General features: G+C 42.1%; 17 protein-coding genes. 10 read left to right on the top strand and 7 right to left on the bottom strand.

Annotation, left to right across the window (positions count from 1 at the left end; translation table 11 throughout):
- Positions 1-173: 173 nt before the first annotated feature.
- The 6 genes from LGZ98_RS16650 (at position 174) to LGZ98_RS16625 (ending at position 5,649) form a co-directional block, all read left to right on the top strand.
- A complete protein-coding gene (locus LGZ98_RS16650; RefSeq protein ID WP_011148252.1) occupies positions 174-662 on the top strand; it encodes an FxsA family protein in 489 nt (162 codons plus the stop codon).
- Positions 663-859: 197 nt separating this feature from the next.
- Positions 860-1,153, top strand: coding sequence for a co-chaperone GroES (locus LGZ98_RS16645; protein ID WP_036809429.1), 294 nt, complete (start codon positions 860-862; stop codon positions 1,151-1,153).
- Positions 1,154-1,202: 49 nt separating this feature from the next.
- Entirely contained in the window at positions 1,203-2,849 is a 1,647-nt protein-coding gene (gene groL, locus LGZ98_RS16640) for a chaperonin GroEL (RefSeq protein ID WP_112878243.1), read from the top strand.
- Between the two features lie 675 nt (positions 2,850-3,524).
- A complete protein-coding gene (locus LGZ98_RS16635; protein ID WP_228900959.1) occupies positions 3,525-4,406 on the top strand; it encodes a LysR family transcriptional regulator in 882 nt (293 codons plus the stop codon).
- Positions 4,407-4,545: 139 nt separating this feature from the next.
- Positions 4,546-4,743, top strand: coding sequence for a hypothetical protein (locus LGZ98_RS16630; protein ID WP_262978303.1), 198 nt, complete (start codon positions 4,546-4,548; stop codon positions 4,741-4,743).
- 561 nt (positions 4,744-5,304) lie between these two features.
- The gene (locus LGZ98_RS16625) at positions 5,305-5,649 is read left to right on the top strand and encodes a DUF4156 domain-containing protein (RefSeq protein WP_011148248.1); all 345 of its coding nucleotides are present in this window, start codon (positions 5,305-5,307) and stop codon (positions 5,647-5,649) included.
- Between the two features lie 58 nt (positions 5,650-5,707).
- Here the strand turns inward: LGZ98_RS16625 and epmB are convergent, their stop codons facing one another.
- The gene (epmB, locus tag LGZ98_RS16620; protein ID WP_113043734.1) at positions 5,708-6,736 is read right to left on the bottom strand and encodes an EF-P beta-lysylation protein EpmB; all 1,029 of its coding nucleotides are present in this window, start codon (positions 6,734-6,736) and stop codon (positions 5,708-5,710) included.
- A 37-nt stretch (positions 6,737-6,773) separates the two neighbouring features.
- Between epmB and efp the strand changes: the two genes are divergently transcribed.
- A complete protein-coding gene (gene efp, locus LGZ98_RS16615; protein ID WP_036776062.1) occupies positions 6,774-7,340 on the top strand; it encodes an elongation factor P in 567 nt (188 codons plus the stop codon).
- A gap of 235 nt (positions 7,341-7,575) precedes the next feature.
- On the top strand, positions 7,576-7,890 hold the full coding sequence (sugE, locus tag LGZ98_RS16610; protein WP_112895611.1) for a quaternary ammonium compound efflux SMR transporter SugE: 315 nt from the start codon (positions 7,576-7,578) through the stop codon (positions 7,888-7,890).
- Between the two features lie 155 nt (positions 7,891-8,045).
- Here the strand turns inward: sugE and frdD are convergent, their stop codons facing one another.
- Genes frdD through frdA form a run of 4 tightly spaced genes read right to left on the bottom strand, consistent with a single transcriptional unit; the run spans position 8,046 to position 11,348 of the window.
- Positions 8,046-8,399, bottom strand: a complete 354-nt coding sequence (frdD, locus tag LGZ98_RS16605; protein WP_113043733.1) for a fumarate reductase subunit FrdD — start codon at positions 8,397-8,399, stop codon at positions 8,046-8,048.
- Positions 8,400-8,415: 16 nt separating this feature from the next.
- Complete coding sequence (gene frdC / locus LGZ98_RS16600; RefSeq protein ID WP_113043732.1) at positions 8,416-8,808, bottom strand: fumarate reductase subunit FrdC; 393 nt, start codon at positions 8,806-8,808, stop codon at positions 8,416-8,418.
- A 16-nt stretch (positions 8,809-8,824) separates the two neighbouring features.
- A complete protein-coding gene (locus LGZ98_RS16595; RefSeq protein ID WP_262978302.1) occupies positions 8,825-9,559 on the bottom strand; it encodes a succinate dehydrogenase/fumarate reductase iron-sulfur subunit in 735 nt (244 codons plus the stop codon).
- Positions 9,552-11,348: a fumarate reductase (quinol) flavoprotein subunit gene (frdA, locus tag LGZ98_RS16590; protein WP_228900961.1), complete on the bottom strand. Its 1,797-nt coding sequence runs from the start codon at positions 11,346-11,348 to the stop codon at positions 9,552-9,554. The genes LGZ98_RS16595 and frdA overlap by 8 nt, the downstream gene beginning before the upstream one ends.
- 1,297 nt (positions 11,349-12,645) lie before the next feature.
- On the opposite strand from frdA, the gene LGZ98_RS16585 reads away from it, so the two are divergent.
- Positions 12,646-13,059 (top strand): fascin domain-containing protein, encoded by a 414-nt coding sequence (locus tag LGZ98_RS16585; protein ID WP_113043729.1) that lies wholly within the window; start codon positions 12,646-12,648, stop codon positions 13,057-13,059.
- 264 nt (positions 13,060-13,323) lie between these two features.
- Positions 13,324-14,301 carry an elongation factor P--(R)-beta-lysine ligase gene (gene epmA / locus LGZ98_RS16580; protein WP_113043728.1) on the top strand — a complete coding sequence of 326 codons (978 nt, stop codon included), beginning with the start codon at positions 13,324-13,326 and terminating at the stop codon, positions 14,299-14,301.
- Between the two features lie 43 nt (positions 14,302-14,344).
- Here the strand turns inward: epmA and glpQ are convergent, their stop codons facing one another.
- Together glpQ and glpT are read right to left on the bottom strand one after the other, a co-directional pair.
- The gene (gene glpQ / locus LGZ98_RS16575; protein WP_262978301.1) at positions 14,345-15,421 is read right to left on the bottom strand and encodes a glycerophosphodiester phosphodiesterase; all 1,077 of its coding nucleotides are present in this window, start codon (positions 15,419-15,421) and stop codon (positions 14,345-14,347) included.
- A 179-nt stretch (positions 15,422-15,600) separates the two neighbouring features.
- Positions 15,601-16,953 carry a glycerol-3-phosphate transporter gene (gene glpT / locus LGZ98_RS16570; protein ID WP_113043726.1) on the bottom strand — a complete coding sequence of 451 codons (1,353 nt, stop codon included), beginning with the start codon at positions 16,951-16,953 and terminating at the stop codon, positions 15,601-15,603.
- Between the last annotated feature and the right edge of the window lie 381 nt (positions 16,954-17,334).

Below are 17,334 nucleotides of genomic sequence, written 5' to 3'. Positions count from 1 at the left end.
CACAATTTTGTATCTAATTAGAAGGATTTTCAGCGGATTGAAAACGATAGCTGTGACCCCAATTATATCTTTAATAAACTGAAAAAATATTAATTTGGTTGTCCCTTGGATTTTGTTGATATGATTTATTCAGGATACAACCTGTTCATCCAAATCAATTGAAGGAGCACCAAGTGCGTTGGTTGCCATTTATCCTGATATTTTTGCTTGTCTATATCGAGTCAGCCTTATTTGTGCGTGTTGCCTCTGAACTAGGTGTACTGTTGACTCTGTTACTGGTGTTGTTTACTTCTTGTATCGGTATCTCTTTGGTACGCAGTCAGGGCATAAAGAATTTTATTCAGATCCAGCAGAAGCTGATTAATGGGGAGAGTCCGGCTGCGGAAATGATAAAAAGCGTCTCTCTTTTACTGGCGGGTTTCCTGTTACTCCTCCCCGGTTTTTTTACGGATTTTCTTGGATTGTTGTTGTTATTGCCACCGGTTCAAAAAACATTAGTGATGAAACTGATGCCACATATCAATTTCTATCGTCCTCATAATAGTGGTGGGTTTAGACGGGATAGTAATACTTTTGAGGGGGAATACGAGCGTAAGCAGGATGACCCCTCCCGAACGTTGAAAGACCATAAACCCGATGACGACGAGCATAAGCCTCATTGATAAGCGGTCATTTTCTGAATGTTTGGTTTAATCATCGGTTTTTTTCTGTGGGCAAGAAAAAAGTAAAATATTTTTTTGCCTGCCCTTGAAGTATCATAAATAGGTCCCCATTTAATTTATTATGATACTGGTTTAATGAAAGCGTACTGGTATCAATCCTCTTACCTGATATGGACTTTCTTATAGGAGAGCTATCAATGAATATTCGTCCATTGCATGATCGTGTAATCGTCAAGCGTAAAGAAGTTGAATCAAAATCTGCTGGCGGTATTGTGCTGACTGGCACTGCTGCGGGTAAATCCACTCGTGGCGAAGTTTTGGCTGTGGGCAATGGCCGCATCCTTGAAAACGGTGATGTAAAAGCACTGTGTGTGAAAGTTGGAGATATCGTTATTTTTAACGATGGTTACGGTGTTAAATCAGAGAAGATCGATAACGAAGAAGTGTTGATCATGTCTGAAAGCGACATTCTGGCAATTGTTGAAGCGTAATTGTTGCGCTTAGATCTTCTTAACTGAACGAATTTAAAGGAAAGAAACAATGGCAGCTAAAGACGTAAAATTTGGTAGCGACGCTCGCGTTAAGATGCTACGTGGTGTGAATATTCTTGCTGATGCAGTAAAAGTAACCCTTGGCCCTAAAGGCCGTAACGTTGTGCTGGATAAATCTTTCGGTGCTCCTACAATCACCAAAGACGGTGTTACCGTCGCTCGTGAAATTGAACTGGAAGACAAGTTCGAAAACATGGGTGCTCAGATGGTGAAAGAAGTTGCCTCTAAAGCGAATGATGCTGCGGGCGACGGTACAACGACTGCAACTGTATTGGCCCAGTCTATTGTTACTGAAGGTCTGAAAGCCGTAGCCGCTGGCATGAACCCAATGGATCTGAAACGTGGCATCGATAAAGCCGTAGTTGCAGCAGTTGCAGAGCTGAAAAAGCTATCCGTACCTTGCTCAGATTCCACCTCTATTGCTCAGGTAGGTACTATCTCCGCGAATTCCGACGAAACTGTGGGTAAATTGATCGCAGAAGCGATGGATAGAGTTGGTAAAGAAGGTGTAATCACCGTTGAAGAAGGTACTGGCCTGGAAGACGAGCTGGATGTCGTTGAAGGTATGCAGTTCGACCGTGGTTACCTCTCTCCTTATTTTATCAACAAACCAGAAAACGGTTCTGTTGAATTAGAAAACCCATATATTCTTCTGGTAGATAAAAAAATCTCCAACATCCGTGAACTGTTACCCGTTCTGGAAGGTGTAGCTAAGGCAAGCAAGCCTTTGCTGATTGTTGCTGAAGATGTTGAAGGTGAAGCACTGGCAACTCTGGTTGTTAATACCATGCGTGGCATCGTCAAAGTTGCTGCGGTTAAAGCGCCTGGCTTCGGTGACCGCCGTAAAGCTATGCTGCAAGATATCGCTGTCTTGACTAACGGTAATGTTATTTCTGAAGAGATTGGCTTGGAGTTGGAAAAAGCAACTCTGGAAGATCTGGGTCAGGCAAAACGTATCGTTATCAACAAAGATACCACCACCATCATTGATGGCGTTGGTGAAGAAGTTGCAATTGCAGGCCGTGTTAATCAGATCAATCAGCAGATCAAAGAGTCCACTTCTGATTATGACCGTGAAAAACTGCAAGAGCGCGTAGCTAAACTGGCTGGTGGTGTTGCTGTTATCAAAGTTGGTGCTGCAACAGAAGTTGAAATGAAAGAAAAACGCGCTCGCGTTGACGATGCTTTGCATGCAACTCGCGCAGCAGTAGAAGAAGGCGTAGTCGCTGGTGGTGGTGTTGCACTGGTTCGCGTTGCAGCGGCTATTGCTGGTCTGAAAGGCGATAACGAAGATCAAAACGTAGGTATCCGTGTTGCAATGCGTGCGATGGAAGCTCCTTTACGTCAGATCGTTGATAACTCAGGTGAAGAGCCATCTGTTATCGCAAACAGCGTGAAAGCAGGTGAAGGCAACTACGGTTATAACGCAACGACTGAACAGTATGGCGATATGATCGCAATGGGTATTTTGGATCCAACCAAAGTGACCCGTTCTGCACTGCAATTTGCAGCATCTATCGCTGGTCTGATGATCACCACTGAATGTATGATCACTGATCTGCCTAAAGATGATAAAGCTGATTTAGGTGCAGCAGGCGGTATGGGTGGCATGGGCGGTATGGGCGGCATGATGTAATAGCCGCGTAGGTCGCTAGCCGAGCGGGTTACGTCCATAGTGGTCATCGATTAATAGTGGTCACCGGATTAATAGTGGCCATCGATTAATATCGTGGTGAATATTCCCACCCCGCTAAAATAGCATTTAAAAAAATCCGATATCCGGGCTGAGGTTCAAGCCTGGATATCGGTCTCCGGGTCTGATTTCAGATAGGGGTGAAAGCCTGTATTTCCGTAATATTCATGAAAAATGTACGTTGAAGTGATGTTGCCTCCAATATTGTGATGAAACGGCATCGTGTTTACCAAGTGATAAGTCTACTAGGATAGCTGAAGTGCTTTCCCGTCAACTTTATTTTTGCTGATGTTCCAATGAACGATACAAGAGACTGTTCTTGCTAAACGTTCTCTTCTTCTGTTTCCTTCTGTAGTGCTGCTATACCCGTGGTTAAAATTTGTTCAACTCTGCTCCTGCTCCATGTGAAACTATGGCTTTACAAAGTGATTGTTCTCTTCATTAGCTTAAAAAGCGTAAGTAAGTGATAAAGATGATTTGGCATAGGGGAAATTCTTAAGGAAAAAAATATTTCCTTAAACTTAGAAAAAATGAGTTTATTAGACTAAAATTCATTTATTCATAGGACTTTGGAAAATAATTCAAATATCTATGCACAAATTTAATCGATCTACCGAAATGGCTGTATTCGTTCAGGTCATTGAGTCGGAGAGTCTCTCTGCCGCTGCTCGCAAGCTCGACATGACGCCATCAGCAGTCAGTAAGCTTATTAATCGGCTTGAGATGCGACTTGGTGTACGGCTGTTGAATAGAACGACACGTAAACTTCAATTAACGGCTGAGGGTTCTGTTTTCTATGAACGTAGTGTCAGAATTTTGGAGGACATCATAGCCGCAGAACAAGAAGCAAATCAGGGAACCGCGCTACGTGGACGGATACGTGTGAATTGTCATGTTGCGTTTGGAAAACATTGCTTGATGCCTTTACTACCGGATTTCCTGCAACGCTACCCAGAGATCACTCTCGATATCTCATTATGTGACTTGATAGTGGATTTACTTGATGATCGTAGCGATGTGGCGATTCGTACCGGTCCTCTGGACGATTCATGCTTCATGGTACGCAAGTTGGGGGCAAGTCGAATGGTTGTGGTGGGATCTCCTTCGTACCTTGACAGGATGGGGATACCCTCTATGCCTAGCGATCTGGGGCGCTACAATCGACTTGGTTTTGGCTTTACCCGTCATATGAAAGCTTGGCCTTTCATCGATTCGGAAGAGTGTGGGCAACAATTGCCTTCAGGGAACTTGCTACTTGGTGATGGAGAAACCATGCGTAAAGCTGCAATAGCAGGACTTGGCTTAGCACGATTAGCTCGTTTCCATGTGGATGCTGATATTCGGAACGGTTTGTTGCTACCTGTACTTGAGAACTATAATCCTGGCGATAAGGAAGAAATATATGCAGTTTTTGTCGGCCAAGGTAGGCAACTCCCATCACGGATACGGGTATTTCTGGACTATCTGACAGAGCGTATTCACATTGGTGATGGATGGTGATAGTCGGAAAATATGATGCCACGAAAATGTTTGATGGCCCATTATCGTGGTATCAATGGAGGTATTTCTATCCAAATGGGGCACAGTTTTTTGCATCCATGTTAAAAAAGTATCATTATTTACACACAACAAAATCCACATGAAATTCATATATACCCTATGGATTTCAAGATGGATCGCGACGGCAAGGGAGCGAATCCCAGGGAGCATAGATAACGATGTGACCGGGGTGAGTGAGTGCAGCCAACAAAGAGGCAACTTGAAAGATAACGGGTATAAGTATAATGTCTTAATCCTATTAATATGTGGAATTTTTATGGGATATAACGTCAGATAATTGCTCAATAAAGAATTGTCGTGAGATATTATCAAATCAAAACTGTCGATAGATGTTTTAATAGTATTTTGAGTGAGATGGTTTAAGTTTAATATCATTCGCAACATGGGAATTGAATTTATCAGATAGAAAAATAAATATAAATATGCCAACGGGAAATATATGTCAGATGATTATTATAAGTTTATTCAAGATCTTGCTGTAAGGAGGTTAATGAATTAGTTAAATATTTACATTATGACTTTTAGTATTGCATATAATAATATTTTTAGTGCTCTATCTGGTAGTCAATATCATGGATAAAAGGCTTTTTTGATAAATAATTTATGTATTGATTAATGAGTGATGTTTTTTGAAGATAAAGCATTTATCAAACTTATTCATATTATTTATTCGATTATTTTTCTCTATTTTCTTACTGCATTCACCTTGGCATAAAATATTTTTGACCTAAACATTTTACTGAAGGATGACTTTATAAATTATTTTTTGCGACATTGGTGTACAACAAGGTATATTGATGACTAATTGTCGAATTTCCAACAATGGGTGAGGAAAAACATGCGAATTAAAGTTTTGCTCAGTGCTTCAGTATTGTTACTATTGGCAGGGTGTACAACTACTAACCAATTAACTTCTGGTGGTTCACAGGTTCGATTTGTTGATACTAAGCCAGGTAGCGAGTGCCAGTTATTAGGTGAAGTAACAGGTACTCAAAGCAATTGGATGACTGGTGTAAGTAATGAAAGCAGCTCAATGCGTGGGGCAGCCAATGATTTACGCAATAAAGCCGCAGTCATGGGGGGAAATGTGATTTATGGCGTCACCAGTCCGAGTGAAAGTCTGTTATCGAGCTTTGCGCCACTGGACAGTAAAATGATTGGTCAAGTTTATAAATGCCAGTAATGGCATTCAGAATTTGAATGATATGCCCGGCTGAAAAGTATCCGGGCATGAATTTTTGTTAGTTTTGTCTTAATCCCAAATCAAGAGGTGTCTTACTCGGTTCTCCGCCGATTTCCCTTGCGAGACGTGGTACTAAATAACCTGAAATTTTTGTCAGCAATTCCCGGATAAGCGCCTTGGCTTCTTCATCACTGACCATAAAATGAGAGGCTCCTTGTACTTTATCCAGCACGTGAATGTAGTAAGGTAGGATACCTACATCGAACAGAGCATTGCTCAGGTCAGCCAGAGTATCAGAATGATTATTGATACCGCGTAACAGCACACTTTGATTTAGTAACGTAATACCTGCTTGTTTCAGCAACATCATACTGTTCTGTAAGGATTGGTCGATCTCATTAGCATGATTGATATGTGTCACCATGATCACCTGTAATCTCGATTGTGCCAGTCGATCGCAAAGCGTTGTTGTGATCCGGGCAGGAATAACCACAGGCAGACGAGTATGAATACGCAGTCGTTTAATATGAGAAATCTTTTCCAGATTGCTGATTAACCAGTCAAGTTCGTGATCTTTTGCCATTAAAGGATCGCCGCCGGAGAAGATAATCTCATCAAGTTCAGGATGTTGCTGAATATAATCTAACGCTTGTTGCCAATTGCGTTTATTACCTTTGTTATCTTCGTATGGGAAATGACGTCGGAAGCAATAACGGCAGTTAACTGCACATCCTCCTTTAACCAGCAACAGTGCGCGATTACGGTATTTATGTAATAGACCGGGGACAGCACTGCGCTGTTCATCCAGAGGATCGGTAGAAAAACCCGGCGTAAGCGTGAATTCTTCGGGTGTCGTTATGACCTGAAGTAACAGCGGATCATTAGGATCGCTTACTTGCATACGCGCAACAAAAGCCTTGGGTACCCGTAGTGGAAACAGGCGACGTGCGCCGCTCCCCTTGGTCAAGTTCGGGTGTTTATCTAAAGATAATAATTGTAATAATTCATCAGGATCGGTAATAACATCTGTAAGTTGTTTCAACCAGTCTTCTCTGATGATGATCTTTGGGGTTATAATGTGCGCCATTTTTTGGCTAAGCCATTTTGTTTAAAAGAGGATCTCCATGGCTACTTATAGTACCAATGAATTCCGTTCAGGTCTTAAAATCATGTTAGATGGTGAGCCGTGCGCTATTCTTGAAAGTGAATTCGTGAAGCCGGGTAAAGGTCAGGCGTTTGCCCGTGTTCGTATTCGTAAGCTGATTTCCGGTAAACTGCTGGAAAAGACCTTCAAATCTACTGACTCTGTAGAATCTGCTGACGTGATGGATATGAACCTGACTTACCTATATAACGATGGTGAGTTTTGGCACTTTATGAATAACGAAACCTTCGAACAGTTAGCGGCTGATGAAAAAGCAGTTGGCGATAATGCGAAATGGTTAGTAGAACAAGCTGAGTGTATCCTGACGCTGTGGAATGGTCAGCCTATCTCTGTGACTCCACCAAACTTTGTTGAATTAGAAATTACTGATACTGATCCAGGTCTAAAAGGTGATACCGCAGGTACGGGTGGTAAACCAGCAACCTTGAGCACAGGTGCTGTAGTTAAAGTACCTCTGTTCGTTCAAATTGGTGAAGTGATTAAAGTGGATACCCGTTCTGGTGAATACGTTTCTCGCGTAAAATAATTACCGACGGTATTTGATAAAAGCCGCAGTTCTGGAAGCAGGCTGTGGTTTTCTTTATTGGTGATTATACAGAGGGCATAGCTATTTATGTCTTTTGAGCTCACAATATTGTGTTATTGATATTGCCATTTTACACAACTATAATTTATCACTGTTTCTAATGGTTATCCGGGACGACCTGGATATACTGCCGTTTTCTGGAGACGACTCCACAACACTATTATGGGGCGTTGATATGTCCTGGTTTGTTCTTGTTATTGCTGGTTTATTTGAAGTCGTCTGGGCGGTTGGCCTGAAATATACTCATGGTTTCACCCGGTTGATACCGAGCCTTATTACAGCCGGTGCTGTGGCGCTCAGTATGGGATTGCTTGCTTATGCAATGAAAGGCTTACCAATAGGTACAGCTTATGCGGTGTGGACTGGAATAGGTGCAGTGGGTACCGCTATTTTTGGCATTATAGTGTTTGGTGAATCTGCAAGTTTTGCCAGGATTTTAAGTTTTGCTCTGATTATCGCCGGTATTATCGGTCTGAAATTGTCCAGTTAATAGTGAACTGCACTCCAAAGGTTTCACATTTTGGCAGTGCAGCTTCTATATGGGATATTCTTTATCAAGAAATACCGACTTTTTGTCGTAGCTTCATGCCTCTTATCCAGATGCCGCTGCATTGCAGAAATAGTGTTCAGCTCGCTGCTATTCGACTACAGAGTAAAAACGCCGATGATAGCGACAACACTCAGAATCGCTGCCAGGCCGTAGAAAATCCATTTACTCGCAGGGATATGAATTTTCAGGTCATGCATACCGTGGTGGATACGGTGTGAACCGCACCATAGTGGTAGAATAATCATCAGTAATAGGAACGTACGACCAATAAGGCTCTGACAGAAAGCTAGAATTCGTGTGTAGCTTAACGCTTCCGGTGCTACTCCCAATGGTAAAAGGATGGCTACTAGTAAAATAATGGCTGGAGCCACAATTGCGCCCCACATACCACCAGCACCAAATAATCCCCAAAAAATCGGTTCATCGGAACGTTTAGGTATTTGATTCATTAGATCCTCCTTGAGGTTAAAGTAAGGCTATACCTAAGATAATCGTGGTGACGATAATAGTGACGGCCCATAGCAGTTTGATTACTGGCCCAGGTCCCATCTTTTCGCCTTTTATCACGACGTTAGCTGCTTTCGGCGCTAGCTCAAACCAGGTTTTAGTATGCAGCAGAGCACCTAGCAGAGTAATGATATTAATCAGCAGGATGACGGGATTTTGCAGGAACGTGACAAATTCATCCCAGCTTTGGGTGCCGCCTTTTAGAGCGAATAGACCGTATATCAGTAAGATACTGAACCACATAGTCGTAACTGCGGTACTTTCACGCAGGATATAGAAGCGGTAAAAGCCCAGTTTCTGCCACCAGTTGGGAGTCATGCTGCGGATATAAGGTTTGCGTTTAGTCGTCATTGCTTTCTTTCTCCCCCTATTGTGGTTTTAGCATGGCGATCATGAAGTCTTTCGCGCTTTCGATCTTGCCTTGTTGGATAGCCGCTGCTGGATCGACATGTTTCGGACAGACCTCAGAACAGTAACCAACGAATGTACAGCTCCATACCCCATTCTGGCTATTAAGTTGGGGCATACGCTTTTTCTTACCGTGGTCGCGGTTGTCGAGGTTGTAACGGTGAGCTAGCGTGATCGCCGCCGGGCCGATAAATTCAGGGTTCAGACCAAACTGAGGGCAAGCGGCATAACATAAGCCACAGTTGATACAGCCGGAAAATTGATGATATTTTGCCATCTGTGCTGGAGTTTGAATATTTGGGCCTTCAGAAGGTCTACGGTCATTCCCAATGATGTATGGTTTGATGGCTTCCAGGCTTTCAATGAAGTGGGTCATATCAACTACCAGGTCACGTTCAATAGGGAAATTAGCCAGCGCTTCAACTTTCATTCCTTGAGGATAATCACGCAAGAAGGTTTTACAGGCCAGTTTCGGCACACGGTTAACCATCATGCCGCAAGAACCACAGATAGCCATACGGCAAGACCAGCGGTAAGAGAAATCGGGAGCGAGATTGTCTTTAATGTAACCTAGGGCATCAAGTAGAGAAGTCTGCTCATCATAAGGAATCTCATAGGTGATAAAATGGGGTTTATGGTCACTTTCCGGGTTATAGCGCATGACCTCCATTTTCAGGGTGTTCATATCAACCATTCTCCTGCTCCTTATACTTTTTCTCTTGTGCCGCGGCTTCACCGCCATATACACGTTTTGCGGGTATGGATTTGGTGATTTTCACATCACTGTATTCTAGGCGAGGAACACTCTCAGGGTTATAGAAAGCGAGCGTATGTTTTAGGAAGTTTTCATCATCACGTTCGGTACAACCTTCATCCAGGCGTTGATGAGCGCCACGGGATTCTTTACGGTTTATCGCAGAGTGAATCATACATTCAGCCACATCCAGGCTAAAGCCAAGCTCAATGGTGTACAGTAGATCAGTGTTGAACACATTGGTGTTATCGGTAATTTTCACCCTTTTGAAGCGATCTTTTAGTTCAGCAATCTTATCGATCGTTTTTAGCATGAGTTCAGGGGTGCGATAGATACCGCAGCCTTCTTCCATCGAGATACCCATTTCATCACGGATCTTCGACCAACTTTCCGTCCCTTTTTGTTTCAGTAAGTTGTTCAAACGTGCGACTACATCACGTGCCTGGGCATCCAATGTGCGGTCATTAACGGGTTTGGTTTGTTGAACATGTTTTACTGCTTCTTCACCAGCCAGACGGCCAAAGACCACCAATTCAGCCAGAGAATTGGAACCAAGGCGGTTTGCACCATGCAGGCCAACGGAAGAACATTCACCAACAGCGAACAGCCCTTTAATGAGGGTTTCACATTTCTGGTCAGTTTCGATACCACCCATAGTGTAATGTGCAGTAGGCCGGACCGGAATGGGCTCTTTAACTGGATCAACACCAACATATGCCTTTGCCAATTCACAGATGAAGGGGAGGCGTTCAAGTAATTTTTTCTCCCCCAAATGGCGTAGATCCAGATAAACCACATTGCCACGTGGAGTTGAGATAGTACGACCGGCCCGCCATTCATGCCAAAAAGCCTGAGAAACTTTGTCACGGGGACCTAGTTCCATATATTTGTTTTCAGGTTTGCCTAATGGCGTTTCGGGGCCGAGGCCATAATCTTGTAAATAGCGGTAGCCATCTTTGTTGACCAGAATTCCACCTTCACCACGACAACCTTCTGTCATTAGGATACCGGAACCCGGCAGGCCGGTTGGATGATACTGAACAAATTCCATATCACGCAGTGGTACGCCGTGACGGAAAGCTATACCCATGCCATCACCGGTCACGATACCGCCGTTGGTATTGTAACGATATACACGGCCTGCGCCACCAGTTGCCATAATAACGGCATTAGCCCTGATCTGAATTTTGGTACCTTCCATCATATTCAGCGCAACTAGGCCACGCACCTGTCCTTCATCTACCAGAATATCGAGGACAAAATGCTCATCAAAGCGTTGAATTTGAGGATACTTAAGGGAGGTTTGGAATAGTGTATGTAACATGTGGAAGCCAGTTTTATCCGCAGCGAACCAGGTGCGCTCTATCTTCATACCACCAAAGCGACGCACGTTGACGGAACCATCTTCTTTACGGCTCCACGGACAGCCCCACTGTTCTAGTTGGATCATTTCTGTCGGGCAATTTTCGACGAAATATTCAACAACATCTTGCTCGCATAACCAGTCACCACCGGATACGGTATCGTTGAAATGGAAGTCGTAGGAGTCGTGAGCTTGGGTGACTGCTGCTGATCCACCTTCCGCTGCCACAGTGTGGCTACGCATTGGGTAAACTTTTGAGATCAGAGCAATCTTCATCTGAGGATTAGCCTCAGCGGCGGCAATTGCGGCACGTAGACCTGCGCCTCCGGCTCCGATAATCGCGAGATCGGCATTAAAGATTTGCACTGTGCTTCTCCATTGTTTAAGTGAAATTAATTAGTAAGCAAAATCGTCGTAACTTTCCTAAATGTTGTTATTTTTCATATACAACATTCTGTAGGTAAAATCCGGTGTTTTAACGATCAAGGGAAGCTGTTTATTACTGTTTGTATTGAATTAAGTATAACGGGTTCTAAGTGAGATAAATTTGATATGAAAGGGTATTTTGTCGGATTTGATCACTAAAACTTGATCTAAGACAGGAATTAGTAACTTTAATTTATCATTGACCGACAGAGCTATTACCTAGAGGGGAATCACTTGTGGAGCTGATTATCAAAGCCATACAATATGAATTTGGCTTGCTTGGTATTTTTTTTGTCGATATTAGAAATTATTTAAATGCAACGAGATTTAAAATTTTTATTTTACTTTGGTAATGTTGCAGTTAATAATTTTAAATGGATTTTTATTTTATTTATAGTTTATGGTTTTATAATTTAAATGTGAAAGTTATTCGTGTTTAATGAATATTATAATTAAGTCTTAAATAATTATATTACTTAAAATAAACACCAAAATATATTTTGGTGTTTAATAATCGTATTGCTTGTATATACCGAATGAACTTCAAGATGCTTGAGCTGTCAGATATAAAAACATTTAAATTCAACAACATAATTGTTTTTCAAACATGCACTTTGAAGTATCTTGAGTATAAACCGGATAAATACGACCTAGATATATATTGCCAGTTTAAAGTTATAAAACTGTAATTAGACAATTGTGATCTTTGCTGACATCATATTATGGTGGTCAATTTTACCTGACCACTATTTTTACTATTAAAATAGGATTAGTCACTTAATACACCAGATAAAATATTAATTATATTTAATAATAATTTGATTAATAATGTATTTTTAGTATGACTGGTCATATTATAATTATCATTTTAAATTATTTTTCAGTTTCTTTATAATATCTTACTTTTAATCTAAATATGATAATTGCTTCTGGTCATTTAATAATTATAAGTGATAATTGGCAATGTCATCCATAATAAAGAGAGAATACATTTTATTGTTTAACGGTAGTAGTATATATTCAACAAGGGAGTTTTATTTCTATGGGCATAGAGAGTCGATATGAGGTTTAAATGGTATTCTATAATTAATTATACCCTATGGATTTCAAGATGCATCGCGGCGGCAAGGGAGTGAATCCCCGGGAGCATAGATAACGATGTGACCGGGGTGAGTGAGTGCAGCCAACAAAGAGGCAACTTGAAAGATGACGGGTATATATTTAAACGGAGAGTATGATGGCATTATCAGAGCATACTATCGCATTGATGGCAGATAATGGACTTTATTTGAGTCGATTCAGTCAAGGAAAGATTAATTATATTCAGGCTGGAAGATATACACTTGGTACTTCTTCCCGATATGTAGTGACGCTATTTGATGCTTATACGATAGCACTTCGGGCAGACAATGGGCTCTATTTGAGTCGGGTTGTTCGGCCTGGTGGTAATTATATTGAAGCGGCGGCATTGAATGTTGATGCTTCTTCTACGTTTACTGTAGAAGATGTTGACGATAATGTAATAGCGCTAAAGGCAGATAATGGAAAATATCTGACTAGGCTTAGTATAAAAGGTATTAATTATATTAAGCCTGATAAAACCAATATAGACGGATTTTGCCACTTTAGATTGATAACTCTGTTAGAGTAAATAGTGATTTTGTCTGGTATTGGCTTTGTTGTGATATATACCCTATGGATTTCAAGATGGATCGCGACGGCAAAGGAGTGAATCCCCGGGAGCATAGATAACGATGTGACCGGGGTGAGCGAGTGCAGCCAACAAAGAGGCAACTTGAAAGATAACGAGTATAAGACAAGCTAAGTTGTTCCGGGATGATCAGGCGGTAATAATTTGTCTGATATGTGTGATGCAGGTAGACTGCACGTTTTGTTTTATTTTGGAGTCATTTACATGAGCGAAACAGCAAACTGGCAGCCAAGTGCACCTATCGCCAACTTGTTGAAACGAGCGACTATTTTAGCAGGAATACGGCGCTTTTTCGCAGATCGTGGGGTATTGGAAGTTGAAACACCTGCGATAGGTCAGTTTACAGTGACTGATATCCAATTGTTTTCTTTTCAGACGGAGTTTGTTGGTCCAGGTGCCGCAGATGGTATGACTCTTTATCTGATGACAAGTCCGGAATATCACATGAAACGCTTACTGGCAGCAGGAAGTGGCCCTATTTATCAGCTCGGTCGCTGTTTCCGTAATGAAGAGGCGGGTCGTTATCATAATCCTGAATTTACCATGTTGGAATGGTATCGGCCTCACTATGATATGTATCGTTTGATGAATGAAGTTGATGATTTACTTCAACAAATCCTTGACTGTGAAAGTGCAGAATCACTCTCTTATCAACAAGCTTTCCTGCGTTATCTGGATATTGATCCGCTATCAGCAGAGAAAGAAAAGCTGCGTGAAATCGCCGCCAAGCTGGATCTGAGTAATATTGCTGATATAGAAGAGGATCGGGATACTTTATTACAACTTTTGTTTGCTGTTGGTGTTGAACCGCACATTGGTACTGAAAAACCAACTTTTATCTACCATTTTCCGGCTTCTCAGGCTTCTTTGGCGGAAATCAGCAAAGAAGATCATCGAGTTGCAGAGCGTTTTGAAGTCTATTTTAAAGGCGTTGAATTGGCAAATGGCTTCCGTGAGCTGACTGATGGCAATGAGCAGTGCCAGCGTTTTGAACGGGATAACCGTAAACGTGCAGCGTTGGGTTTACCTGTTCGACCAATTGATGAAAACCTGATTGGCGCCCTGAAACAAGGAATGCCTGAGTGTGCAGGTGTGGCGATTGGTGTCGATCGTTTGGTGATGTTGGCTTTGGGGGCTGAAAAGCTCAGTGATGTTATGGCCTTTTCGATAAGTAAGGCGTAATTATTAAGCAACAGGGCGCTGATTAAGGCACCCTGTTTGCATCTTATTTATGTTGATGCTGTTTTTGCAGGAATTTCACACCCAAGTCAGGAAAATCGGTGAATACACCGTCTACGCCCGCTTGGTTATACATAATATCGAACAGTTGATCGCCGCTGGTGGCGTATTTAGGCAGTTGATCAACTCGAATCGTGTATGGATGGACTTCCAGATTGTTGGTGTGAGCTTCTTTTACCAGACTAGTTAGCTTAATATTGGTTGGTGTGGAATACTCCGCCACAATCATATGATAATCAGGGCCGATGCCATCAGCGTATTGTGCCACTTCTCTCATCGCACCGGGTTTGAACATCCAGTCATAGCTGTAATTTGTCCATTTGCCGTCTGATTGTTTTTCATAAGTTTCATTCCAATCGGTGTAGGCGATAAGTTGAATCAGTTTCAGATCCATGCCTAACTTAGGCTCCAATTCGTTTTTGATGCGCTTGAGTTCGTTGGTATCAAAACATTGCAGATAAATTTTGTCGCTTTTCTTGGTGTAACCATACGCTTTTAGCACGGCTAGTACCTTAGTAGAAATATCTTTTCCCTCTTGTTGGTGGAACCACGGTGCTTTGATTTCAGGATAAATACCGATGTTTTTGCCGGTAGATTTGTTTAATCCTTGAACAAATTCAATCTCTTCCTGAAAAGTGTGGATTCGGAAATCAGATTTCCACATCGGGAAACGATTGGTGTAGCTTTGTATCTGTTGATTATTTTTAATATCGAAGCCTTCCGTGAATTTTAATGACTTGATTTCGGACAAGGTGAAGTCAATGGCATAGTAGCGTCCATCTTGGCGAGCACGGCTAGGGAATTTATTGGCAACGTCAGTGACACGATCAAGGTAATGGTCATGTAAGATTATCAGTTCATCATCTTTAGTCATGACCAGATCTTGTTCCAGATAATCAGCACCTTCGGCATAAGCCATCGCTTTAGCCGGCAGAGTGTGTTCAGGTAAGTATCCACTTGCGCCCCGATGGGCGATAACAATCTTATCTGCTGCTTGCGTGATGCCTGACATTGATGAAGTTAAAATGATACCCATTATCATTGTTTTAATTGGAGTTTGCATGTGTGTTTCCCCGTTTTAGCGATGAGATAAAATCTATCTCATTAAACTGTGAGTTTGGTTGTGTTAATAACACGTACTGACATAATCTCTTAATTGAGAGGCTAAAAAAAGCCACAGCATATATAATGCTGCGGCTTAATTAATATTATCAGTGATATATCACAGTTTAATGACAGAGGTTAGCCATGTTGTTGGGCGATTTCTTGTTTATGTTTTTTTTCGGTAATCGTAACGATTAGCAATAGAATAACGGACAAGATACTACCGCCAATCATTACCATAAAGCCGCTGTCCCAACCGAAAAAGTCAACGGTGTAGCCGATGATAGCACTTGCAGCAACAGAGCCGCCTAAGTAACCAAATAAGCCAGTGAAGCCGGCGGCTGTGCCAGCGGCTTTCTTTGGTGCCAGCTCAAGGGCATGTAAACCAGTCAGCATCACTGGGCCGTAGATAAGGAAGCCAATAATCAACATGCAAGCCATATCTACAGTGGGGTTACCTGGTGGGTTCAACCAGAATACGATAGTTGCGACAGTGACCAGTGTCATAAAGAACACACCGGTTGCACCACGGTTACCTTTAAATATTTTGTCTGACATCCAACCACATAGTAGCGTGCCTGGGATACCGGCATATTCGTACAGGAAATAAGCCCATGAAGATTTATCCAGTGCGAAATGCTTGGCTTCACGTAGATAGGTTGGTGACCAGTCAAGAATACCGTAACGTAGCAGATAAACAAATACGTTAGCCATAGCAACCATCCACAGCAGTTTGTTCGGTAACACGTACTGCATGAAAATCTGTTTAGCTGTCAACTCATTTTCATTTTTATCTGTATAATCAGAAGGATAGTCGTTTTTATACTCTTCGATTGGTGGCAAACCACAGGATTGCGGTGTATCACGTATCAGGGCAAATACAATCAATGCAAGGAGAATGGCGGCGAAAGCTGGCATGTAAAGTGCTGCTTTCCAGTCATTGAACCACGCCATGCCCAACAGGAATAGCAATGGTGGTAAACCACCACCCACATTGTGTGAGCAGTTCCAGATAGAAACGATACCGCCACGTTCTTTCTGTGACCACCAGTGCACCATGGTACGTCCACAAGGAGGCCAACCCATACCCTGGAACCAACCACATAAGAACAGTAGTACGAACATGATAGTGATACTGGACGTTGCCCAGGGTACGAAACCCATAAACAGCATAACAATAGCCGCGAGGATCAGACCCGCAGGTAAGAAGACTCGTGGGTTAGAACGGTCGGATACGGAGCCCATGATGAATTTGGAGATGCCGTATGCGATAGAGATCCCTGAGAGTGCGAAACCGAGCTCACCTTTGGAAAAACCTTGCTCAACCAGATAAGGCATTGCAAGTGCAAAGTTTTTCCTTACCAGATAGTAAGCCGCGTAACCAAAGAAGATCCCCATAAAAATTTGCCAACGTAAGCGACGATAGACTGGATCTATCTGTTCTGTTGACAGTCGGGACCTATGAGGTGCCGGCTTGAAAATACTTAACATATTTTGCCTCCGATGGCATTTTTGGTTTTATAAACAGCTTGCCGGTTGACTAATGCCACCGGATGGGAAAATGAAAGGTTTTGTAAGTGGTTATTTTCCATAACGAAAATGATGATAGTCGAAATCACTCAACCTAGTCTGTGAAACAACACTCAGTTGTTAAAGTTGTTTTGCCCTAGCGGTAATTCTGAGTGATTTGTTAACTTTTTGAAATGTGCTTTACCAATGAAATTGTGACCATTGTCACAATAACGAGCTTTACTTAATTGTTGGTGAGCGTTTTTGGTTCGTTTTTGTTCTTTATCAAACAAAAACCACAGTTTTCATACATCTTCTATTTGTTATTCTATATGTATCCTTCTAGACGAAGGGATCTTCTCA

The sequence above is a fragment of the Photorhabdus kayaii genome (genome assembly GCF_025384895.1).
Lineage (GTDB): Bacteria > Pseudomonadota > Gammaproteobacteria > Enterobacterales > Enterobacteriaceae > Photorhabdus > Photorhabdus kayaii.
Note: the sequence above shows the minus strand (reverse complement) of the source record. Positions and strands in the feature narration are given on the sequence as shown.

Excerpts from the sequence above, each read along its gene's own strand:
- LGZ98_RS16595 (WP_262978302.1), bottom strand. The coding sequence starts at position 9,559 with ATGGTTGATATGAACACCCTGAAAATGGAGGTCATGCGCTATAACCCG.
- frdD (WP_113043733.1), bottom strand. The coding sequence starts at position 8,399 with ATGAATCAAATACCTAAACGTTCCGATGAACCGATTTTTTGGGGATTA.
- groL (WP_112878243.1), top strand. The coding sequence starts at position 1,203 with ATGGCAGCTAAAGACGTAAAATTTGGTAGCGACGCTCGCGTTAAGATG.
- epmA (WP_113043728.1), top strand. The coding sequence starts at position 13,324 with ATGAGCGAAACAGCAAACTGGCAGCCAAGTGCACCTATCGCCAACTTG.
- LGZ98_RS16635 (WP_228900959.1), top strand. The coding sequence starts at position 3,525 with ATGGCTGTATTCGTTCAGGTCATTGAGTCGGAGAGTCTCTCTGCCGCT.
- glpT (WP_113043726.1), bottom strand. The coding sequence starts at position 16,953 with ATGTTAAGTATTTTCAAGCCGGCACCTCATAGGTCCCGACTGTCAACA.
- frdC (WP_113043732.1), bottom strand. The coding sequence starts at position 8,808 with ATGACGACTAAACGCAAACCTTATATCCGCAGCATGACTCCCAACTGG.
- LGZ98_RS16630 (WP_262978303.1), top strand. The coding sequence starts at position 4,546 with ATGAAATTCATATATACCCTATGGATTTCAAGATGGATCGCGACGGCA.
- efp (WP_036776062.1), top strand. The coding sequence starts at position 6,774 with ATGGCTACTTATAGTACCAATGAATTCCGTTCAGGTCTTAAAATCATG.
- epmB (WP_113043734.1), bottom strand. The coding sequence starts at position 6,736 with ATGGCGCACATTATAACCCCAAAGATCATCATCAGAGAAGACTGGTTG.
- LGZ98_RS16625 (WP_011148248.1), top strand. The coding sequence starts at position 5,305 with ATGCGAATTAAAGTTTTGCTCAGTGCTTCAGTATTGTTACTATTGGCA.
- LGZ98_RS16645 (WP_036809429.1), top strand. The coding sequence starts at position 860 with ATGAATATTCGTCCATTGCATGATCGTGTAATCGTCAAGCGTAAAGAA.
- glpQ (WP_262978301.1), bottom strand. The coding sequence starts at position 15,421 with ATGCAAACTCCAATTAAAACAATGATAATGGGTATCATTTTAACTTCA.
- LGZ98_RS16585 (WP_113043729.1), top strand. The coding sequence starts at position 12,646 with ATGGCATTATCAGAGCATACTATCGCATTGATGGCAGATAATGGACTT.
- sugE (WP_112895611.1), top strand. The coding sequence starts at position 7,576 with ATGTCCTGGTTTGTTCTTGTTATTGCTGGTTTATTTGAAGTCGTCTGG.